Origin of the sequence: Roseimaritima multifibrata, assembly GCF_007741495.1 — a bacterium.
GTDB lineage: Bacteria > Planctomycetota > Planctomycetia > Pirellulales > Pirellulaceae > Roseimaritima > Roseimaritima multifibrata.
In genome coordinates this window covers 5612221-5634285 of record NZ_CP036262.1, presented here as the reverse complement: position 1 = coordinate 5634285, position 22065 = coordinate 5612221, and the positions used below count along the sequence as shown (strand labels likewise).

General features: G+C 55.1%; 15 protein-coding genes and 1 tRNA gene. 15 read left to right on the top strand and 1 reads right to left on the bottom strand.

Features of this window, described 5'->3' with window-relative positions:
• The first annotated feature begins 46 nt into the window (after positions 1–46).
• The 6 genes from flgA to FF011L_RS20430 all read left to right on the top strand — a co-directional run bounded on the left by flgA (position 47) and on the right by FF011L_RS20430 (position 7870).
• Entirely contained in the window at positions 47–1036 is a 990-nt protein-coding gene (flgA, locus tag FF011L_RS20455; RefSeq protein ID WP_145353795.1) for a flagellar basal body P-ring formation chaperone FlgA, read from the top strand.
• Positions 1033–1821, top strand: coding sequence for a flagellar basal body L-ring protein FlgH (locus FF011L_RS20450; RefSeq protein ID WP_145353793.1), 789 nt, complete (start codon positions 1033–1035; stop codon positions 1819–1821). The genes flgA and FF011L_RS20450 overlap by 4 nt, the downstream gene beginning before the upstream one ends.
• 55 nt (positions 1822–1876) lie before the next feature.
• A complete protein-coding gene (locus FF011L_RS20445) occupies positions 1877–3007 on the top strand; it encodes a flagellar basal body P-ring protein FlgI (RefSeq protein WP_145353791.1) in 1131 nt (376 codons plus the stop codon).
• A gap of 10 nt (positions 3008–3017) precedes the next feature.
• The gene (locus FF011L_RS20440; protein ID WP_145353788.1) at positions 3018–3425 is read left to right on the top strand and encodes a rod-binding protein; all 408 of its coding nucleotides are present in this window, start codon (positions 3018–3020) and stop codon (positions 3423–3425) included.
• 4 nt (positions 3426–3429) lie between these two features.
• Positions 3430–3933: a hypothetical protein gene (locus FF011L_RS20435; RefSeq protein ID WP_145353786.1), complete on the top strand. Its 504-nt coding sequence runs from the start codon at positions 3430–3432 to the stop codon at positions 3931–3933.
• 490 nt (positions 3934–4423) lie between these two features.
• Complete coding sequence (locus FF011L_RS20430; RefSeq protein WP_145353784.1) at positions 4424–7870, top strand: pyruvate carboxylase; 3447 nt, start codon at positions 4424–4426, stop codon at positions 7868–7870.
• A 72-nt stretch (positions 7871–7942) separates the two neighbouring features.
• On the opposite strand, the gene FF011L_RS20425 is transcribed toward FF011L_RS20430, so the two are convergent.
• Positions 7943–8854: a DUF6655 family protein gene (locus tag FF011L_RS20425; protein WP_145353782.1), complete on the bottom strand. Its 912-nt coding sequence runs from the start codon at positions 8852–8854 to the stop codon at positions 7943–7945.
• A 288-nt stretch (positions 8855–9142) separates the two neighbouring features.
• Here FF011L_RS20425 and FF011L_RS20420 point away from each other — a divergent pair.
• From FF011L_RS20420 to FF011L_RS20380, 9 genes are all read left to right on the top strand, one after another.
• Positions 9143–9215 (top strand) — tRNA-Glu (locus FF011L_RS20420).
• Positions 9216–9803: 588 nt separating this feature from the next.
• Complete coding sequence (locus tag FF011L_RS20415; protein WP_145353780.1) at positions 9804–10805, top strand: TauD/TfdA family dioxygenase; 1002 nt, start codon at positions 9804–9806, stop codon at positions 10803–10805.
• 105 nt (positions 10806–10910) lie between these two features.
• The gene (locus FF011L_RS20410) at positions 10911–11960 is read left to right on the top strand and encodes a Gfo/Idh/MocA family protein (protein WP_145353778.1); all 1050 of its coding nucleotides are present in this window, start codon (positions 10911–10913) and stop codon (positions 11958–11960) included.
• An 88-nt stretch (positions 11961–12048) separates the two neighbouring features.
• Complete coding sequence (locus FF011L_RS20405) at positions 12049–13455, top strand: MFS transporter (RefSeq protein ID WP_145353775.1); 1407 nt, start codon at positions 12049–12051, stop codon at positions 13453–13455.
• Positions 13456–13550: 95 nt separating this feature from the next.
• Positions 13551–14921, top strand: coding sequence for a hypothetical protein (locus tag FF011L_RS20400; RefSeq protein ID WP_145353773.1), 1371 nt, complete (start codon positions 13551–13553; stop codon positions 14919–14921).
• A 246-nt stretch (positions 14922–15167) separates the two neighbouring features.
• The gene (locus FF011L_RS20395; RefSeq protein WP_246109537.1) at positions 15168–16796 is read left to right on the top strand and encodes an ATP-binding cassette domain-containing protein; all 1629 of its coding nucleotides are present in this window, start codon (positions 15168–15170) and stop codon (positions 16794–16796) included.
• A complete protein-coding gene (locus FF011L_RS20390; protein WP_145353771.1) occupies positions 16786–17415 on the top strand; it encodes a hypothetical protein in 630 nt (209 codons plus the stop codon). The genes FF011L_RS20395 and FF011L_RS20390 overlap by 11 nt, the downstream gene beginning before the upstream one ends.
• 254 nt (positions 17416–17669) lie before the next feature.
• Complete coding sequence (locus tag FF011L_RS20385; protein WP_145353769.1) at positions 17670–18470, top strand: tetratricopeptide repeat protein; 801 nt, start codon at positions 17670–17672, stop codon at positions 18468–18470.
• Positions 18471–18823: 353 nt separating this feature from the next.
• Complete coding sequence (locus FF011L_RS20380; RefSeq protein WP_145353767.1) at positions 18824–21385, top strand: ATP-dependent Clp protease ATP-binding subunit; 2562 nt, start codon at positions 18824–18826, stop codon at positions 21383–21385.
• Positions 21386–22065: the final 680 nt, after the last annotated feature.

Genomic DNA, 22065 nt, shown 5'->3' with positions numbered 1-22065 from the left:
CGTCTCCTTTTCTACATGTGAGTGTCTTATTTTGATCGGTAACCGGATGGGAGTATTGTTGGTGTGGATCGGGTGGTGTGCGATTGCGCACGCCCAGGTCTCGCCACATGCCGCTCCGCAAATCTGGGCGCTGCAGTCCTTGGGGCAGGTTTCAACCGAGTCATCCTTGATTCGGTTGCGAGATGTCGCCAAACCGATCGGTACTGTTCCTGCCGAATGGGAGTCGCTCGGAGCCCTGGTGGTTGGTTTGTTGCCTCCAGATGGCCGCAGTCTGACGCTGGAACGGCAACGGATCGCCGATGCGCTATCGCGTCGCGTTGGACCGACTACCGCGATTCGTTGGTCGGGGCCCATGTCGATTGCGGTGGAGGCGTCTGTCGCATCAACCGATTTGGCTCGCCAACAAAATTCCGCTCCGGTCACACCGCAGTCGTCGGTCTCTGCTGGAACAACGACAGTAGCGAAACCGGACGTGCCGTCGACCCTTGTTGCGAACCCGCGTTCCGCAGCCAAAGTGCCCATTCAGCGGACCGGTTTTCAACAGACGACTTCCCTGCCCCTCTCCTCGGCAATTACGGCGTCCGTGGTGGTTCCGCCACCGACGGCGGAAGAACCTCCCCTGCCCCTCGTTGCGACGGCGACAAGGATGTTGCGACGCGGCCAGATCCTCTCACCTGCCGACCTCGTCCTCGCTCCTCTGGAAAAAGGGGATTCGACGGAGGGAATGGTCCTGGACATCGCTTCCGTGGTCGGACAGCAGTTACAGGACAATGTTTATCAGGGCCGTCCCCTGGAAAAGCTTAACGTTGGGGCGCCGATTTTGATTCAACGCGGAGACCTATTGGAAATTTGTGTTGTTGGAGGCGGGATCGTCGTCCGGACCGGAGGCAAAGCGATGGAGGAAGGGAGCCATGGGAGGCTTATTCAAGTTGAAACATCGGAACCGAGACGTCGATTGTTGGCTCGAGTCGTCGCACCGGGCAAAGTTGAAATCTTGACGCGACCCCCGCAGACCCCAGCGAGGTTCTCGCCATGAACAACATTCCTTTGACTCACGTACGCAGAACCGGCAAACGGATTTTACTTCTGGTTGGAGCCCTCCTTGGGGCTGCCGTCAGTGGACCGTTGGCAGCTCAAGAGAGTAGCCTTTTTCATCAGCCGCCTCCGATGGCAAATCCGGGTGCAAACTACCCTCCGGGGATGGCCGGCCAGCCTGCGGGCCAGGGGCAATATCCGATGCCCGGTCCGAGTAACTATGGGCCTCAAGCGAATCTCAGCCAAGCCAGTTGGACGTATGTACCACCACCGCCACTTCAGCAGTATGCAAAGCACGACGTGGTCACCATCCGGGTCGACGAAATCGCTCAGATGCGGGCTCAAGGTAAAGCCTCCTCGCGAAAGAATGGGATCTACGACATCGTTCTGGAAGAGTGGGTGCGGTTGACCGGTGGACAGCTTTCGCCGGCACCTCAGCCGTCGGGGGATCCCGAGATCGGTGGGACGATGCAGTCGCAGTACCGTGCGGATTCATCGATCCAATCCCAAGAATCGTTGTCTTTCAATATTGCTGCAGAGATCGTCGACATTTTGCCAAACGGGAATTTGGTTTTAGAAGCAAATAAATCAATTTGGGTGAACGATAGTGTCTTTGAAACCTCGTTGATCGGCGTTTGTCGAGCCAGAGATATCGGGCCTGACAACGTGCTGCTTAGCCGTGATCTTCTGGATGCCGAAATCCGCAAAGACGAACGAGGCCGGATTCGCGAAGGTTATGAACGTGGTTGGTTCACACGCTTGCTTGATCGTTTCCAACCATTCTGAGTCCTTCCGGTCACTCACTTTTTATCCGCTCACGTTCTTCCACGGCGAATTTATTATGTTTCCTCGGTTCATCTCGGCCCTCCTGCTCGCGCTGATGGTTGGAGGGGCGTCGCTGTTGGTGCCCGCTTCGCCTGGGGTTGCTGGTGGACTGATGTTAGGGGATATCTGCCGCCTGAAAGGTCAGGAGGGAAATACGCTGCAAGGTCTGGGGTTGGTCGTGGGCCTGCAGGGAACCGGAGACCCGAACGCTCGCCCGACGGCTCGAGCCCTGGCACGGATGATGCAATTGATGGGAGGTCAAGTCGATCGCGACATGGCGGGCCAGCTGGATTTAAGCGATGTTGAAACGGCCAAAAATGTTGCCCTCGTTTTTGTCTCGGCACAGATCCCGCCCACCGGTGCACAGCAGGGAGACACCATCAATCTGCGAGTGAACGCGATCAGCGCTAAAAGCCTGGAAGGTGGTTACTTAATGCTGACGCCGCTGTTGGGACCTCGCTCGGATAATCAGAAAGTCTTCGCATTGGCGGAAGGGCCGCTGCAGTTATCACCGGATGAGGCTCGGACCACGGCAACCATCCAAGGAGGCGCAAAGATGGAAGCGACGGTTAACACCTCGTTTTCTGCCGGCGGAAAAATCACTCTGATTATCAATCGAGATTTCGCGACCTTTGACACAGCGTTTCGGATCGAAGAAGAGATCAACAACTTGGGCGAGATCACGATTGGAATCGCGGGAGCGAACGCGAACGCTTCGGATCGTGCCTTGAAGGCGCGTGCGATCGGTCAATCTTATGTGGAAGTTCCTATCCCGCCGGTTTATCGGGAAAACCCCGTCAGTTTCATTTCGCTGATTCTGAATATCCCGATTCAATTACCCAAAAACTCATCACGCGTCGTGATCAATGAGAGAGACGGAGTTGTGGTGATTGGCGAAGATGTTGAAATCGCGCCCGTGTTGATTTCGCATCGAGGTCTACGGATCGAAGCGGTTCCGATGAAGACATTTGTTCCACTGGATACCACCATGCCGCTGGATCCTCAAGCACCTCCACAGCAGAACGCCAAACTTAAGAATCTTGCAGACGCTCTCAATGCGTTGGATGTTCCCACCGAAGACCTGATCGCCATTATCAAAACGCTGAAGTTAAAAGGCGATTTGTATGGCGAGGTCATCTTCCAGTAGGCAAAACGATATGGACCTTTCATCAAATCCGTTGGTGGGCCAACGCTATTCCGCTACGGCGATGTCCCAGACTAACTCGGCTAGCAATTTGTTGGCCAAGCAGGAGAGTTTAGGTGCGCCGGGAGTGGGCGGACTGGCTGCCGATAACGCGCCCTCCGGTAGTGGGCTGTCGGTCGATGGCGAAGAGACAAGTGAAATGAAGGATGCGTTCCGGCAGTTCGTCGGAGAAACGATGTTCGGGCAGATGTTGGCCTCCATGCGAGAAACGGTTACCAAGCCAGCCTATTTTCATGGTGGGCAAACCGAAGAGATTTTTCAGAAACAATTGGATCAGGTTTTGGTGGAAGAGATGACCGAGGCATCGGCCGATCAAATCGCCGACCCGATGTACGATTTATTCACGCTTCGTCGAGGGTAATCAAATGGTCGATGCAAATTGGTATGAAGATCTAACCGAATATTTAGATCAGATGGAAACGGCTGTCGGAGAGCTGAATGCCGCAGTCCAAACGACTCGAGGATTGACGAAAGACGGTGCATTCGCGTCGTTGCCCGAAGCGACGGTCGGTTTGCGGTTGGGGTTGGACCAGTTGGAAAAACTGCTGGAACATCGCAGCGCACTGCTCAGTCGGGTCGCCAGCGACCGGCCAGTCTATTCGCTTCGCGATGCATTGCGGCAGGCACCCGCCGATGCAGATGAATTGACGCTCGCCAGTGAATTGCTGGATCGCTGTCAAAAACTTTCGAGTGAGATTGATTTGGTGCGAGAGGAGGCTTTGTCGCTGTTTGTCTGCCAGTATCATTTGGCCGATACCACCAGCCACTTTCTAAGGTTGCTGCTACCGAGTACCGCTCGCCCGCAAACCTACAATCGTCAGCCGGCCGGTCAGGTGACCGGTGGAGGGTTGTTGGACGAAGCAAGCTAAAGCGATTCGCGATCCTTTCATAGCGGCACGGCGCAAGCCGTCCGGCCTTTCTTGCGGAGTGGTTTTCGGGCCGGAGGGCTCGCGCCCTTCCGCTAAGAATTTGTGATTCGGGATCCTTTCTTAGCGGTACGGCGCAAGCCGTCCGGCCTTTCTTGCTGAGTGGTTGCGGGGCCGGAGGGCTCGCGCCCTTCCGCTAAGAATTTGTGGTTCGCGATCCTTTCTTAGCGGTACGGCGCAAGCCGTCCGGCCGTTTTGCGGAGTGGTTTTTGGGCCGAAGGGCTCTCCCCGTTCCGCTAGGAATTTGGGTTCTGATTCCCTCTCCTACGGACCACCACCCGCGTCGACCGTGGCAGTTTTGCGGTTTGGGGTAGCGCCGGGGTCGCTTTCGCTCATAACTTAGGGGCGGCCTTCTGGCATTGTAGGTAGTTAGTAGGTTAAATTCCTCCTTCCTCGATTGACTAACTTGCCACCTACCCCCTTCGACACTTCCATGAGCGTTCGCCCGATCAAGCGTCTTTTAGTCGCAAACCGCAGTGAAATTGCGACTCGCGTCTTTCGCAGTGCCACCGAACTCGGTATTCGCACCGTTGCGATCTATTCCCATGAAGATCGTTACGCCCTGCACCGCTTCAAGGCCGACCAGGCGTATCAGATCGGTGTCGCTGGGGAACCCATTCGATCCTATCTGAATATTCCCGAAATCGTGCGGCTGTGCCTGGAGCACGAAATCGACGCCGTTCATCCCGGTTACGGATTTTTGTCGGAAAATCCGGAATTTGCCGAGGCCTTGGAAGAAGCTGGAATCCTGTTTGTCGGACCAAGCGTGCGATCGCTGCGGGTTCTGGGGGACAAAATGTCGGCCCGGCAGGTCGCAACCGAAGCGGGAGTAGCCGTCCTGGGGGGGACGAACGTTGCTCTTAAATCAGCTGAAGAAGCGGTGTCGATCGCCGAGGAAATGGGATTCCCTGTTATTCTGAAAGCCGCCAAAGGGGGGGGCGGTCGTGGGATGCGAGTCGTACACAAAGCGGACGAGGTCGCCAGCCAATTTGAGCAAGCCCAACGCGAAGCGAAGACCGCGTTTGGTAGCGACGAGGTTTTTGTCGAACGTTTTGTTCAGCGAGCTCGTCACTTGGAGGTCCAGCTGCTGGGCGATCGTCACAATAACTTGCTCCATCTGTACGAACGTGATTGCAGCGTTCAGCGTCGTCACCAAAAAGTTGTGGAACTGGCGCCGGCTCCGAACCTAGCCCCCAGCATTCGTGAAGAACTGTGTGAAGCCGCCCTGAAAATTGGCCGCCAAGTCGGCTATGAAAACGCTGGTACAGTTGAATTCCTGTACGACGTCGACCAACAACAATTCTACTTCATCGAAGTCAATCCACGGATCCAGGTCGAACACACCGTCACCGAAGAAGTGACCGGGATCGACTTGGTGCGGTCGCAGATCTTGGTCGCTCAGGGGTATAAGCTGGACGATGAAGAATTGGGGTTGCCGCCCCAGTCCGAACTTCGCACCAATGGCTTTGCGATGCAGTGCCGGGTCACCACCGAAGATCCCGAAAATGAATTTCGGCCCGATTACGGACGGATCAGTCACTACCGTTCAGCCGCTGGCTTAGGGATTCGTTTGGATGCCGGAAGTGCCTTCTCCGGAGCCGTCGTCAATCCGTTTTACGATTCGATGCTGGTCAAAGTGACCGCTCGTGGACGGACGTTGAAAGAAGCCTCGCGGCGAATGGACCGCGTCCTTCAAGAGTTTCGGATTCGCGGAGTCAAAACGAACATTCCGTTTTTGATGCGGTTGGTGAACAATGAAATCTTCCTGGCTGGTGAAGCGACCACGCGGTTGATCGACCAGACTCCGGAATTGGTGCAACTGCCCAAACGCCGCGATCGTGCGACGAAGCTGCTGACGTTTCTGGCCGAGCAGATTGTTAATGGCAATCCGCTTGTCGTCGGACGTCCCGTGGCGACTCGCCGACAACCAGCTCCGGTTCCAGAAGCCAAAGGAGCGATCCCCGATGGCAGCCGAACCGCGTTCCTGAAAGAGGGGATCCCTGGGCTGCGGAAATGGATCGATCAGCAGTCAGGGTTGTTGTTCACCGACACGACGATGCGGGATGCCCATCAGTCTTTGTTGGCAACGCGCGTGCGAACCTACGACATGCTGCAGATCGCGCCGGCATACGCCCGCTTGGCGCCTCAGTTGTTCTCGCTGGAAATGTGGGGAGGGGCCACGTTTGATACCAGCATGCGGTTCCTGAAAGAAAGTCCTTGGCAGCGTTTGGCCGACCTCCGCGAAGAGGTCCCCAACATCCTGTTTCAAATGTTGCTGCGAGCAAGTAACGCGGTCGGGTACACCAACTACCCCGACAACGTGGTTCAGTTGTTCGTCGAAGAAGCAGCCGACGCGGGAATGGACGTGTTCCGCGTCTTTGATGCTTTGAACTGGGTTCCCAACATGAAGGTCGCGATGGACGCGGTCTTGAATTCAGGCAAGATCTGCGAAGCGTCGATCTGTTACTCAGGAGACCTGCAGAATCCGAAGCGAACGAAATACGACCTGAAGTATTACGTCGGTTTGGCGAAGGAACTGGAGAGCATGGGAGCGCATCTGCTGGCCATCAAGGACATGGCTGGATTGTGCAAGCCTGCGGCCGCTCGCATGCTGGTGAAAGCCTTGCGAGAGGAAGTTGGGATCCCGATCCACTTCCACACTCATGATACGGGGGGCACGCAAGCGGCCTCGATTTTGGCGGCTGCGGATGAGGGGCTGCAGATTGCGGATGCGGCACTTGCGCCACTTTCCGGTGGTACGTCTCAGGTCAATCTGAATACCCTGGTCGAAGCACTGCGGAATTCCTCGCACGAAAGTGCCCTGCAGACGGAAGTCTTGACGAACTTGGCGACTTACTGGCAAGCCGCTCGCGAATTCTACCTCCCGTTCGAAAGCCAAGTGCTGCCGGCGACCGGCGATTTGTACGAACACGAAATGCCGGGTGGGCAGTATACCAATCTCTTCCAGCAGGCCCGAGCCTTAGGGCTTTCGGATCGTTGGGCGGAGGTTTGTAAAACCTACGCGACGGTCAATGCGATGTTAGGCGATATTGTCAAAGTGACGCCTACCAGTAAGGCCGTTGGCGATATGGCACTCTTTATGGTTCAGAATGAACTGACCGCCGAAGACGTCTTGCAGCAAAAGAAACCGATTGCCTTCCCCGCGTCGGTGATCGATTTGGTCGCCGGGCGAATGGGACAACCCGTTGGCGGATTCCCACCCGCCATCATGGAAGCGATTCTACAAGGCGAACCGGCTTTGACCGAACGTCCAGGGGCGCTGATGCCTCCCGCAGACGTCGATGCAGCTCTCCAAAAGGCTGGCGAACAGCTGGGCGGAACGGCGACTCGCCGCGACGCCGCGTCGTCGTTGTTGTACGAAAAAGTCTTTGCAGATTATGCCCAGCATATGCAGACGTACGGCGATGTGGATGTCCTGCCAACGCCCAACTTCTTTTATGGACAAGAACCGGGGGAAGAGATCGCTGTCGAGATCGAACGTGGCAAGACGTTGATTGTCAGGTACCTCGCCACCGGGCAACCGCATCCCGATGGGACACGGACCGTCTTCTTCGAATTGAATGGACAGCCACGCGAAGTCACGATTGAAGACCGAGCCCTGGAACCAGAGAAAAAGGCGGCGGTCAAAGCCGATCCGAATGTCGATGGTCAGGTCGGTGCTTCGATGCCGGGAATGGTAATCAACGTCGCCGTCGATGTCGGCGATCGAGTCAAAGCAGGCCAGAAGCTAATGGTTTTGGAAGCGATGAAAATGGAAACCACCATCAATGCTCCCTGCGACGGCAAAGTGGCCACGATCAACATGGACCGAGGCAGCCAAGTCGAAGCGGGTGACCTGCTGGTCACGCTTGAATCCTAAAGCCTGCGGTTTCGATCAAGTTTGAGAAGATGTGGTTATTCAAGAGCCCGCAAGCGGATCGCTTGCGGCTCACTAGGGACCCTTCTTTTTCTCTTTGGGGGGGGCTTTCTTGTCCTCTTCGAATCCAGCCTGGGCGACTTCCCCCTCTTCCGGTTTCTCGCTGATGTCCGATTTTTCGACCGGCCCGACCAGCATTTGAGAGGTTCGGTTCTTTCGCATTAAGGGCCAGCCTTCGTCGAAGTAGACTTGGGCGGTGAAATCGACCGGAGGCCGATCAAGCGGCAGCACGGGCGAAGTTTGAGTCTCTTCGTCGCCAAATCCGATGTCGGCGCCGGCCAGGCGAGTTGAATCGCGAACGGTGCCGCCTTGGAAGGGCCCGATGCCAAGCACCCAGGTGTCTTTGGCAGACGTCATCGCTTGGGATGTTCCCGATTGCCATACCGGAGCTCTGGTTTCGCGGTCATAGGCAAAGGCCGCAATCTTGGCGGCCCCTTCGTTGCTCTCGCGGCGAGCAAACGAGATTTCAGGCAGGGTGGGAACCGAAGGGGCTTGAGGCAGTGCCTGTGCGGCTGCGGAAACGGCGTTGTTGGCGGGGATCCCGTAAGTCGTGCTATGTCCGTCGGCACCAAGCGTCCCACAGCGAACTTCGATCACCAGGTCGGCGTCGGTCAGGCTGTCTTGCAGATGGCATCCGGCGGCGACGACCTGTTGCCGAAGCGAGCTGATGATGTAATCGGAATTGACAAATCCGACACTTTTAACCGCTTTAATGTAGGTGGTGTCCAGATAGACTTTGTGGCCGGTCAGCGGCCGGAAATCGATGGCTGCGATGCTGTGATCGACTGCGTCGCTAAGGACAAGTTGGTCGGTCGCATCCTGCATTTTCGTAATTCCGCATCCGCTCAGCAGCATGACGCCCAGTGCGCATGCACCGACCTGCAACACCAGACGGCCTCTTAGCAGATTGGTAAAACAGGGTCTCATACGAAAAAAATGCTCCGGTGAAGGTGGGGCGTCCAACCTCCCGCGGAATGAAACATTCAGGAAGGACGTAGGTGGAACGTTTGGGAAACTACCGAATCCCACTTGGGCATGGCAAGTCCAATCAGAAAACCAGACGCCACGGGAGCTGGTAAAGAGGGGGGATAGCAACTGTGGGGGGGGCCTGGATTTCGATCCGCATCGAGATTGTCGAATCGAATTTGCCTCGGCGTCGGTTCAGGCTCATTCCACGGATGGTAGAAATTCGTTGGGGGACCTAAAATAGCGTTTGCCCCCTTCGTCTAGTGGCCCAGGACGCCGGGTCCTCAATCCGGAAACAGTGGTTCAACTCCACTAGGGGGCGCTAAAGGCGATTTCGCATGATGGATTTCACATGTCGAGATCGCCTTTTTTCGTTGCCGGAAGCCCCTTCTTAGCGGCACGGCGCAAGCCGTCCGGCCCTTTTGCGGAGTGGATTACGGGGCCGGAGAGCTCGCGTCCTTCCGCTAAGAATTTTAGTTCTTAGCGGCACGGCGCAAGCCGTCCGGCCTTTTTGCGGAGTGGATTGCGGGGCCGGAGGGCTCGCGCCCTTCCGCTAAGAATTTTAGTTCTTAGCGGCACGGCGCAAGCCGTCCGGCCCTTTTGCGGAGTGGATTGCGGGGCCGGAGAGCTCGCGCCCTTCCGCTAAGGATTTTAGTTCTTAGCGGCACGGCGCAAGCCGTCCGGCCCTTTTGCAGAGTGAGTTACCGGGCCGGCGTCGCGCGATCTTCCCCTAGGTGCGGATCGTGCTAACACCACACGCTGTCGGCCGGAAGTGCTCCGTTTGGCAGGCTCTAAGGGAGGACTCCATTCGAAAATAAAGGGAGCCGCCAATTGGCCACTTGGAATTTGTTACCTTAGCTCTGTCGAGTGGACTCTCTTCGTTGGCTTCCTTAAATTTTCGTTGGACGTAATGACTTCCGAATCTTTGTCTGTCGCTCCCATGCTTGTTGCCGGGCAGCAGAAATATGGTGACGCTGACTTCCCGTTGGTGCTGGGATGCGATGGTCCGAAACCGGATCTTCCGGGCGCGATCGAGTGGGCGAAATCGCAGCGTGCGGATTTGATGCAGCAGCTGCAGCGACACGGAGCCATTCTGTTTCGCGGCTTTCCACTATCGGTCCCTGAAGATGTGGATGCGTTCGTCGCGGCATTTGATCTGGAGAATTTTCCCTACGAGCAATCGCTCTCCAATGCCGTCCGGATTAATTACACGCCACGGATATTCTCTGCCAACGAGGCGCCCTCGGATGTGACCATTTTCCTGCACCACGAAATGGCACAGACTCCGGTCTTCCCCGCACAGTTGTTCTTCTTCTGCCAACAGCCTGCCGAAGCCGGAGGTGCGACGCCGCTCTGCCGATCGGATGTGTTGTTTGAGCAAATCGCGGAACGCTTTCCAACGTTCGCGGCGGACTGTGAAGCGAAAGGATTGCAGTACAGCACGGTGATGCCTTCCGAATCCGATCCGACATCAGGGATGGGCCGCAATTGGCAAAGTACGTTCCGCGCCAACGATCGTGACGAAGCCGAGCAGCGGATGCGAGAGCTGGGATACACATGGGTTTGGCAAGCCGACGGCTGCTTGCGTGCAACCAGCCGAACCTTGCCGGCCGTCTATGAAATCGAACCGGGAAGGAAATCGTTTTTCAATCAATTGATCGCTGCCTTCCAGGGCTGGAAAGACGATCGGAACGACCCCTCCAAAGCGATCACCTTTGGAGATGGAACTCCGCTTCCGCGTGACACGGTCATCGAAGTGGCTCAAATGGCGGAAGCTTTAACCTTTGACGTTCCTTGGCAGGCGGGAGATTTGGCTTTCGTCGATAACCGAATTGTGATGCATGGACGCCGCTCATTCACCGGAAAACGGCGGGTTCTCGCATCGCTTGCGACTCCACAAAAACAAGCATAACCGCCCCTGATCGCGACTTCGGTAGCACCTCGGCTGCTGGTTCGCGGCAAACCGGCTGAATAACGATCCAAAATAGCATTCTAAAAACAGGGAACCTAACAACAGATGGCAGTGACAAAATTTGGACTGATCGGATTCGGCGCATGGGGTAAGTGTCATGCGGAAGCGATTCGTAATACCGCCGACGTCGATCTTGTCGCAATCGCGGCAAATTCTGAAGCGAGTTGCCAAGCCGCTCGCGATGCTTTTCCGGAAGCCAGCGTCGTCGCCGATTATCGCGAACTTCTTAAACGTGACGATATCGATGTTGTGGATGTTGTTTTGCCAAGCCATCTGCATCATCGCGTCGCTGCGGATGTTTTAAATGCGGGCAAACATCTGTTGCTAGAAAAACCGATGTGCCTGAATTTGGCCGAGTGTGACGATCTATTGCAACTTGCTGCGAAACACAAACGGCTGTTGGCGGTCGGGCATGAACTGAGGCTGTCGTCACTATGGAGCCGTGTGAAGCAATTGATCGACGAAGGATTTATTGGAACGCCGCAGTATGTGTTGGTGGAACTATCGCGGAATCCTTATCGGCAAGGCTCGGATGGATGGCGATACGACATCGATCGTGTCGGCAATTGGATATTGGAAGAACCGATTCACTTCTTCGATTTTGCTCGTTGGTACCTGCAGTCGGTTGGCGACCCGCAGACGGTGTTCGCTTCGGCAAATTCTCGCCAACCCAATCACCCCGAATTGCAAGACAACTTCAGTGCGATCGTAAAATTTGACGGTGGGGCTCAGGCGGTGGTTACTCAGACGCTATCGATGTTCGAACATCATCAAACCGTCAAGGTCGCGGGGACCAAGGGATCGTTGTGGGCCGGTTGGAGTGGTGCGATGGACCGAACCCGACATCCTCATTTCTTCCTAAAAGCCTCCGATGGGCAATCGGTAAAAGAGATTCCGATTGAGAAGATGACAGGAGAGGTCTTTGAATTAGAAGACCAGATTGCAATGCTCGCCGCGGCGGTTCGCGATGGAAAACCACTCACCACAACGGGCGTTGACGGACGCTGGTCGGTTGCCATGTGTTTGGCCGCAGCGGAGTCCGTGCAGAGCGGACTTCCCGTGGTGATTGACAATGGAAATCAACCGAACGATTGACCTTGGCAGGTTTCGTCGCCTGCGAAATAGACCGATCGGTCCGTCCGAAGTGCCTGTTCCCCCGTAGTCTTTGATTGGATTAAATCGAATGTCGAATACAACGCCCAAAATGGAAGAATCATCGCGGGCGTGGTACCACGGGATCTCGCGATATCAATGGATGGTTCTGGCGGTCGCCTCTTTAGGCTGGGTGTTTGATGCCTTTGAAGGGCAACTGTTTGTTGCCTGCATGCGGGAGTCGCTTGTCGAGCTGACTCCGCAGTTGGCGGCGTTGTCGGCTCAATTGCAGGAGGCGACCGATCCTCAGAACGCTCAAGTCCTTCGTGATGAAATCAGTAGCGTCAGTCACTTTTATGAGAATCTGGGCTTCGCGGCCTTTTTGGTTGGCGGGGCCGTCGGCGGTTTTGGGTTTGGCTGGATCAGCGACCGGATGGGGCGATCGCTGACCTTGATGTTGACGATCCTGACCTATTCGCTGTTTACCGGTTTGACCTATTTCGTGACCGACCTGCCTCAGATGTTGGTCCTCCGTTTTTTGGCGGCTCTGGGGACGGGAGGCGAGTGGGCGGTTGCAAGTGCGATGGTCGCCGAAACGTTTCCGCCGCGAGCGCGAGCTCGAGCCGCTTCGATTTTCCATGGATCCAGTACGTTTGGGACGATGATCGCCGCAGCGATTGGAGCCTTTGTGGTCGCCAATCCAGATCTTGGCTGGCGGCCGGCCTTCCTGATCGGAGCCCTGCCTGCGTTGTTGGTTGTTCTGATCCGGGTTCGTCTGCACGATTCCCCCGAGCGAAAAGAAGCGGAGGATTCCCATCAGGCGGCGAGTGCTACCCATACCAAATCGGCTTGGCGCGAGCCCGGGGTGCTGAAAAATCTTCTCCTGGGAATCCTCTTGGCAACCGTCGGTTTGTCGACGTTTTGGGGAGTGCATGTCTACGGCCGGCAAGCCTACTTGAAATCGGTCGAGGCGGCTCATCCGGAATGGGTTGCCGTCGATTCCGAAGATGGAAAACAGACGCTGAAGCGACAGGAAATGTTGGGGATGTGGTTGGTGACCGTCGGCGGTGGACTGGGGCTGTTTAGTTTTGGGCCGATTTGCGAATGGGTCGGACGCCGCAAAGCATTCATCGGTTTTCACGTTGCCGCCACGGTCGTTTCGGTCATCTTGTTTACCTTTTTAAAGAATGCGACCCCCTGGCCTATTGGGATTTGGCTGCCGGTGTTCGGTTTCTTTACGCTGGGGATGCATGCCGGCTACGCGGTCTATTTTCCGGAATTGTTTCCCTCAAGGATTCGTGGGGCGGCTTCCGGAATCTGTTTCAATTGTGCCCGCATCACCGCCGCTCCTGCGTTGATCCTAAGTGGTACCCTGATTCGAAATGGGGACCCTGGACAGTTCTATGTGGTCACGTCTTGCTTTAGTTTGCTATTCCTCGTGGGGGCCGTGATCGTGCTCTTCGGGCCAGAAACCAAGGGCCAAGCATTGCCGGAATAAAAGGCGGCATGCCAAGAATTCGACCGACGTATCGAAAAGAGATTGCGTGAGCTAAAAAGAGCACTTCAGGTTTTGGTTCTGTAACGGAGTATGCAATGCGTCTTTCGCCAAAGCACGCGGCGGTCATCGGAATGGTTTTTTGGGCAGGGATCGTCTGGTTAGCGGTTGCCGCTGTCCGCACTTCGACTTCCCAGAACGCTGCAGCGGATTCGACTGGTCAAACGCCGGCGTTTGATCAGTTGGTCGACTATGCCGCGACCAGGCCCGAGAAATTCGAAGTCGATTTAAAAGGTCACTCGATGCGTCGAGGCGACCCGATCTTCCGGCAATTGCCAGCCTCTGCGGGCTGGGAGCAAGTCGGCTATGTCGATCGGATCGATCCAGAAGGAGCTCGAGGAGACGTCCTCTGGTATCAAACCGAGGTGGCATCAAGCGACTATCAGTTGGTCGCCTATCGGAATCGAGGCCGTTTCAACGATGTCTTGGAAACCTTGTTGCCGCCGGAGAAGCGGGATCGGATTCAGCAGCGGATCACCGACACGTTAAGTGAACATGGCGAGGAAATTACCGCGGCATTTCGCCCCGTCGTCGAAAACAGCCTAAAAGAATCGGCCCCCGTGCTGGAGGATGCTTTGAAGGCTTCGGTCGAACGCCACGAAGCCGAATTCAAGGAACTGGGAAGCCGCTGGGAACAGGAGATTCTTAAAGACCGAATGATTCCGTTGTTCCGGGAAGAAATCCTCCCGACAGTACGCGAGCATGGGGAACCGGTCGCCAAACAGATCGGACGAGAGCTATGGGACCGCGCTTCCATCTGGCGATTTGGCTGGCGGGCTTTGTATGACAGGACGCCCCTTCCCGAAAAGGATCTGTTGAAGGCGGAGTGGGAGCGTTTTGTCGATAACGAAGCGATTCCGGTTTTTGAAAGTCACATGGACGATATCGTGAATGCGCAAAAACAAATCTTTGTCGATATCTCGGAAAACGAAACACTACGCGACGAAGTGGAAGCGGTTTTTAAAGAGATGGCCGCTGACAAACCGTTTCAAGACTTAATGAAGACCGTTGTTCGCGAAGCGGTCATCGATAACAAAGAACTGCATCAGATCTGGGCACGCAATTTCAAAAGCGACCAAGCCAAAGCCGCTATCCGTTTGGCCGGCGAACGTTTTGAACCAGTCGTTCGCGAGATCGGTGATGATCTGTTTGGGACGAGAGAAGGAGGGATCGACCCGGACTTTGCCCGAGTCCTACGTAATCAAATTTTAGGCAAAGACAAACGCTGGATCGTCGCCGTTCCCCTTTCGCAAAACGCAACGACCGTGTCCGCACCGACCATGGGGCCGTCAGGAACAAGAACCATTCAGCATGGCACAGGCAGAGTTCCCTTTCCGTTGGTGATTATGGCCGCACAGGAAGGTCTTAACGCAAATCCAACGGCTCCGAATGAAGCAAACGATTTGTGAGGGCGACCCCCAGGAGACAGGGCAAGCTTTTGCAGGATCCGCAGCCGCTGCGCCATTGGCTGATTGTCGCCTTTCGCTCGGCGAAAGAACGCTCCCCTAAAGCTACTTTCGCCGAGCGAAAGGCTACAATCTTTTTCGGCTTCCGATTAAAACGACAGCCCGTGACACCGCGGGTTGAAATTTCGGCAGCCTGCAGGCCTGGAAGGGCGACATCATCTATTTCGCAGCAGCACGGACGTAAGCTTAATGAATCAATCTGAAAACGTTGCGGAGCTTAGACGCGTCGAGGAATCGCTCGCTCTGGTGCGCCCGCTGGTGTTGGAAAACCTGAATGTTGCTGCGGATGGGCGAGCGTTGTTGACGCAGACGTCCGCTGAAATGCCTGCCGGGAAGATTACGGTTATTGTTGGCGGTAGTGGTGCGGGCAAGTCGGTTCTGTTGCGGATCCTGTCCGGTTTGATCCCACAGGCAGGAAGTGTGATTACCTGGAATGGTCACGTCGGTCATGATAATGACGCTCCACTGGGACGCGTCGGGATCGTATTCCAACAGTTCGCCTTGTTTGATGAATTGTCGCCGATTGGGAATGTGCAATTTGCGATCGATCACCGCCGCGACCGCCGGCAACCACCGGTGCAAAGTGCCTCGGCTTGGCTGGAAGAACTACGCGTCCCCACCGACGTTCCAGTGGCTGCGCTTAGCGGCGGCCAAAAGCAGCGGTTAGCGATCGCTCGGACATTGGCGGCCGATCCTGAATTGGTGCTGTATGACGAACCGACGTCGGGGCTGGATTCTGCCAGCGGGCGGCAGGTCGCTCAATTGATTCGCCGGACGCAGACGACGCATCGCCGTACGAGTGTGGTCGTGACGCACGATTACGAAACGCTGCTGCCAATTGCCGACTGTGTCTTTCTGCTTGATAGTGATCGCAAGCAATTGGTAAAGGTTCCTGAATCGGAATGGGCAAGGATTCCGGATTTGATGAAACCGGTTCAGCGGCAAACCGATGAATCGAATGGAAGCGATGGGGCCCCTGCCCTTCCCTCTTCTCGTTCGCGTCCGACCGCTCTTGCGCGAATCGTGAATGGGATCATTGGCTTTTTTAGCGGGACAGGAGACGCTGTTTCTTCCTCGCTTCGTTTGCCATTCGATTTGATTCCCGCTTGGCCAAGACTGCGTTGGGGATTTCGGTTTTTTCTGCATTACCTGCGACTGATCTGTGGGCCGTCGGCTTGGGTCTATTTGATCGTGACGGGGATGATCGTTGGTTTTACAACCAGCCACTTCACTTTTAAATTCCTGCCGTATTCGCTGTATACGAAACCGTTGCTGTTAGAAGATTTGTTGACCGCGATCGGGTTTGCACTCTATCGCGTTTTGGTCCCGATCATGGCGACAACATTGATCGCGGCTCGCTGCGGGGCGGCGGTTGCCGCGGACGTTGGGGTGAAAAGGTATGGATCGCAGATCGAAGCGTTAAGCACTTTGGGCGTTCGCTCACGAGCCTATCTGTTGACCCCGATTCTGTTGGCATTTGTCATCGGAACGCCGATACTTGAATGGATGGCGTATCAAGCGGCGCGAACGGTCAGTTTGATCAGCTTCACTGCCAGCAATCCGAACGTTGGCCCGCATTTTTGGGCCTTGCACTTTGAATCCGAACTGGTCAGCGATGGCTGGTTTCCCGAAGGAGCCTATTGGTTGTTATTGAAAACGGTTGCCTCGGGCGTAGGGGTGGCCGCAATCAGTTATTATCGAGGTGCACGTCCGAAACAGTCGGCTACCGATGTCAGCCACTCGATCACTTCAACGGTCTTGTGGGCGACTTTGTACGTCCTTGTCATTCACTTCGTTGTGGCATTTTATGAATTCTGATCCCGGTCAATCGGTCGAAAGCGAAGTGGTTGAAAACGAGGTCAATCCTTATTTGCCCGTAAACGAAGTGGGAATGGTAGCGCTTCCCGAATTGCCAAGTGCCGGGATGGGGGCGATCGCTTCAGCCTTCACCATTCTGACGGGGATCGTTATTTCTGGAGCGGTCTTTGGAATCGGAATGGCGATCTTCGCGCTGGCCTCCAGTGAAACGTTTGATGGAGCTGCAATGTTGATCCCCATGGGGATGCTGTTTGGAGCCTGTTGGGCGGGGCTGTTTGGGGTCCCCGTCGTTTTGGTTGGGACTCTATTTTGTATCTTCGTTCTAAAAGTCCCCCGGATTTGGTCTCCCGTTTTCCTCCGGTGGGCGGCGATTGTGATGGGAGGAGCCGCTGGCTTTGCTAGCTTGGCACTATTGGCGTTGACCGAATTGCAAATCACGGGGGCCCTGTTTGCCTGTGTTCCGGCGGGCGTTGGAGCTTCGGTTACCTGGATCTGGATCGAACCGTGGGTGCGCCGAGCAAAACGGAGGCAGGACGCGGCAGATTTGGAACGGATGACCGACGCGGATGCGGTATCGCATCCGTTCATAACCCGTCCGGACGATTCGTTCGTGGAGTAACCATCTGCAAAATGCAAAGGTGTTTGGCACTGCCGTTAGCGGTTCGCCGTTCACTCGGAGCGGATTTGTGTGGGATAATGATCTTGGATCGCCAAATGTTTGGCGGGTTTCTCTTGTCTCTTTGAACCGCTTGCTTGTAGGCTGCTATTGAAAACGGGACCGGGTGTCGAATGGATGCCTCCCGTTTCATGCCGATTGATGATCGATTCCTTTTATTTCTTCCACGCTTATGCCTTTGGGTCTGATCGCTACGCATGTCCTCTGCCGGTAAAAGCTATCTGACTTGCCTGTGGCCAGGGTTGCCCGAATTGTGGTATCGCGGCCAACTGTCCGCATTGCCTGCTGCGCTTGCGTTCGCTTTTGCCGTTAATTTTTTGCTCGTCGCCCGGTTCATCTATCCGGAATGGTTGACTCCGCTGTTGGTGAAGATCGCCTGTTGGTTGGCGATGGGCAGTTGGGTCTATTCGGTGCTGAAAGCGATTCGTCGTTTGCCTCAAGTCGTCAGCCCCCGTGAAGTGAGCGACCGGCCGGACCAATTCTGCGACGCTCATATCGAATACCTGCGGGGCCACTGGAGCGAGGCCGAGGCGCTGCTGGTCGATTGTTTGAAAATCGAAGAACGGGATCCTCCTGCGGTTCTTATGCTAGCAGGGGTTTATCGGCATACCGACAGGCTTGATGCGGCGAAGAATTTGCTTGATCAATTAGAGCGAATGGAAAATGGCGATCGTTGGTGGATGGAGCTAAGAGACGAAAGGCGACGCTGGCAGCGATTTTTTGACGCTAAGAATGCTAGCAATGATCCTGAAGAGGGTGAGGAAGAGGCATCGAGCGAACCGACCGACGATCCGGAGAATTTTTCCGAATCGGAATCCGAGTCGGACACGAGTCCTGAATCTGAAATAAACCCCGATTCGAAACTATCGGTTGAGGCGGAATCTCCGCCTGAAAGGGAGTCTTCGGATGAGGATTCTTTGCTAGCGGATGCGACCGATGAAGCCATTGCTGCCGAAATGGCAGGGGTTCAGGATCCTCCACAGGCTCGATCTGCGTAATCGCGAGGAATTCCTGAAAAAAAGTCTTCAAGGAATCAGCGAAACAACGCCAATCACGCGTTACCTCCTATCCCCCGTTTTTATTAAAAGCGATAGAATCAAAATAGTCGCTTCAAAACATCCATTGATGGTGAACGGGTACACGTTGAGGGCCTTGGATTCCGATGAAGGCTTTCGTACGGCGTACAGTTTGCAATGGAAAGAGTGTCAAAGGCCTCACGCCAGCTTGGCAGGTGAGGCTTTGCTTCCTTTTTTATTTTTTGTCGCCTTAATCGACTTTCTTCCTTTTGGGTAACCAAAAGGGAGTAACTGAATACGAATCCAAGCGAACTCGCACTGAAAGGTTCGAAGCCATGTACGAACGTTTTACTGACCGCGCCCGAAAGGTCATGCAACTTGCGAACCAAGAAGCCCAGCGGTTCAACCACGAATACATCGGAACCGAACACATCCTGTTAGGTTTGGTGAAAGAGGGAAGTGGTGTCGCAGCCAACGTGCTGAAGAATCTGGAAGTGGATCTTCGGAAAATTCGACTTGAAGTCGAAAAATTGGTGCAGAGTGGCCCGGAAATGGTCACCGTCGGCAAATTGCCGCAAACGCCACGTGCCAAAAAGGTTATCGAGTACTCCATGGAGGAAGCTCGGAACCTGAACCACACCTACGTCGGTACCGAGCATATTCTGCTTGGTTTGCTGCGAGAGCAGGAAGGCGTTGCCGCTCAGGTTTTGATGAACCTGGGACTGAAACTAGAAGACGTTCGTGAAGAAGTTCTGAATCTTCTTGGCCACGGCCTAGAGGGATCCGAAGTCGGCGAACGAGGCGGTCGAACCGGCGAAGGCGAAAGCAGCAGCGGATCGACGAAAAGCGGAAAGAGCAAAACACCTGCTCTCGATTCGTTCGGTCGCGATCTGACGGAGCTGGCCAAAAAAGGCGAACTGGATCCGGTTATCGGACGAGAACGCGAAATCGAACGTGCGATTCAGATCCTCTGCCGTCGTACGAAGAACAACCCGGTCCTCTTAGGCGAAGCGGGCGTCGGCAAAACGGCGATCGTCGAAGGCTTTGCACAGCGAGTGATCGAAGGGGAAGTTCCTGACATCCTGGCCGATAAGCGGATTGTCGTGCTGGACCTGGCGATGATGGTCGCAGGTACCAAGTACCGTGGTCAGTTTGAAGAACGGATCAAGGCGGTCATGACCGAAGTGCGACGTGCCAAAAACACGATCCTCTTCATCGACGAACTGCATACATTGGTCGGTGCCGGTGGAGCGGAGGGAGCAATCGATGCTGCCAACGTTCTGAAACCTGCGTTAGCTCGCGGCGAAATTCAGTGCATTGGGGCAACCACCCTTGATGAGTACCGCAAGTACATCGAAAAAGACAACGCGCTGGCCAGACGTTTTCAAGAGATCATCGTCGAGCCGACCGGCACGGTCGAAACGATCGCGATCCTGAAGGGGTTGCGTCAGCGGTACGAAGAACATCACCGCGTCCAGATCACCGACGATGCGGTTGTCGCAGCCGTTGAAATGAGTGAACGCTACATTTCGGCTCGTTGCTTGCCCGATAAGGCGATCGACGTGATCGATGAGGCGGGGGCTCGGATTCGTCTGCGTACCATGACCCGTCCACCAGATTTGAAGGAAATCGACGTCGAAGTCGAAACCTTGAATAAGGACAAAGAGGACGCGGTTGCGAACCAGGACTTTGAGAAGGCAGCCAAACTGCGTGATCAAGCCGAAAAACTACGCCGCAAGAAAGAACAGATCACTCGCGAGTGGCGTGAAAAGAGTCAGCAAACCGACGGAGTCGTTGACGAAGAGGTTATTGCCGAAGTGGTCAGTAAAATGACCGGCATTCCTTTGACTCGGCTGTCCACCGAAGATTCGCTTCGTTTGATGCAGATGGAAGAGGAATTGCACAAACGCGTCGTCAGCCAAGACGCCGCCGTGACCGCGATCTCCAAAGCCGTTCGCCGCAGTCGCAGTGGGTTGAAAGATCCTAAGCGTCCAACCGGATCGTTCATCTTCGCCGGACCAACGGGCGTCGGGAAAACGTTGCTTGCCAAAGCGCTTGCCGAATACATGTTTGGCGACGCCGACGCGCTTGTGCATATCGACATGAGCGAATACATGGAGAAGCACAACGTCAGTCGTCTGATCGGTGCCCCTCCAGGATTTGTCGGTTACGAAGAAGGCGGTCAATTGACCGAAAAGATTCGTCGCCGTCCGTATGCGGTTGTGCTGTTTGACGAAATCGAAAAAGCACATCCGGATGTCTTCAACACACTTTTGCAAGTGATGGAAGAAGGACGTCTGACCGACTCGTTTGGTCGGAACATCGATTTCCGTAACACGATCTTGATCATGACCACCAATGCGGGTGCGGAAGCGATCAAGAACGAATCGGCGTTCGGTTTCCAGCGTCCTGAAGACGATTCCAGTTATGAATCGATGAAGTCACGAGTGATGGATAGTATCCAAAAGGTCTTCCGTCCTGAATTCTTGAATCGATTGGATGACACGATCATCTTCCGTCACCTGACTGTCGAAAACTTGAAGGGTGTGATCGATTTCGAATTGATCAAAGTCCGGGAACGCTTGGGCGAACGTGGGTTTGCACTTGAATTAACCGACGCAGCCAAAGAGTTCTTGATTAAGAAGGGAAGCGATCTGGACTACGGAGCTCGTCCGCTGCGTCGAGCCATCGAGCAACGGATCGAAGACCCGTTGGCAGAAGAGCTGCTGCGAGGCACGTTCGAAGGTAAGGACACGCTTATCGTCGACGTCCATAAGGATGACGAAGGCAAAGTGACCCGCTTGAACTTCGAAGCTGAAGTTCGTGGAATCGCCGCCCCGGAAGAGCCTGTCGCTGCCAGCAGCAGTAAAGAAGAAGGGGATTCCAGCGAAAGCTAATCGGAATCGCTCTTAACAGAAACCAAAACCACGTCCCTCGGGGCGTGGTTTTTTTGTGCAATTAGGCCGCCATAGAAGAGTTCCGTTTCCGGGCTTGGACGGCCTGTGGATTTAAGCGATTGTCGCGTTTCGCTCTGCGAAAGTGTGTTTGCGGGCGTTCTTTCACGGCGGGCGTGAAAAGAATAAGTAAAGAAAGTCTGGCTCCCCTCGCCCCTAAGCGAGCTCTTTGTTGCGGAAGAAATCTCTGCTAGCTCATTGCGTGATCTCTGCCTCTTTGTTTGATTTAATGGAGCTCGCTTGGGGGAGAGGGGCTGGGGGAGAGGGGGAGATTTCCAGGCGGCGATTTTGCAGCGAAGACGCGGTGAACGCCTAGGATTTTAAGGGATTATGCCACGCTTTGCCCAACGCTGTCGGCCCCTCTCCCCCAGCCCCTCTCCCCCAAAACAAGCCTTTGAATCGACCTTAATTGAATTAGCTGGCGAACCGTTGATCGAGCATCAACCCTGTTTTAAGCGAGCTTGTTTTGAGGGCGAGGGGAGCCAGGCTTTCTTCACTTATTCTCACTCACGTCCCCCAACCAAAAGATTGGGCGTGAGTGAGACGCTCAAGGCGTGACCAATATCCGTCAACTTATTTATCGCACTCTCCCTAAAGGAGAGTGACGTCAGTTTGGCGGCATC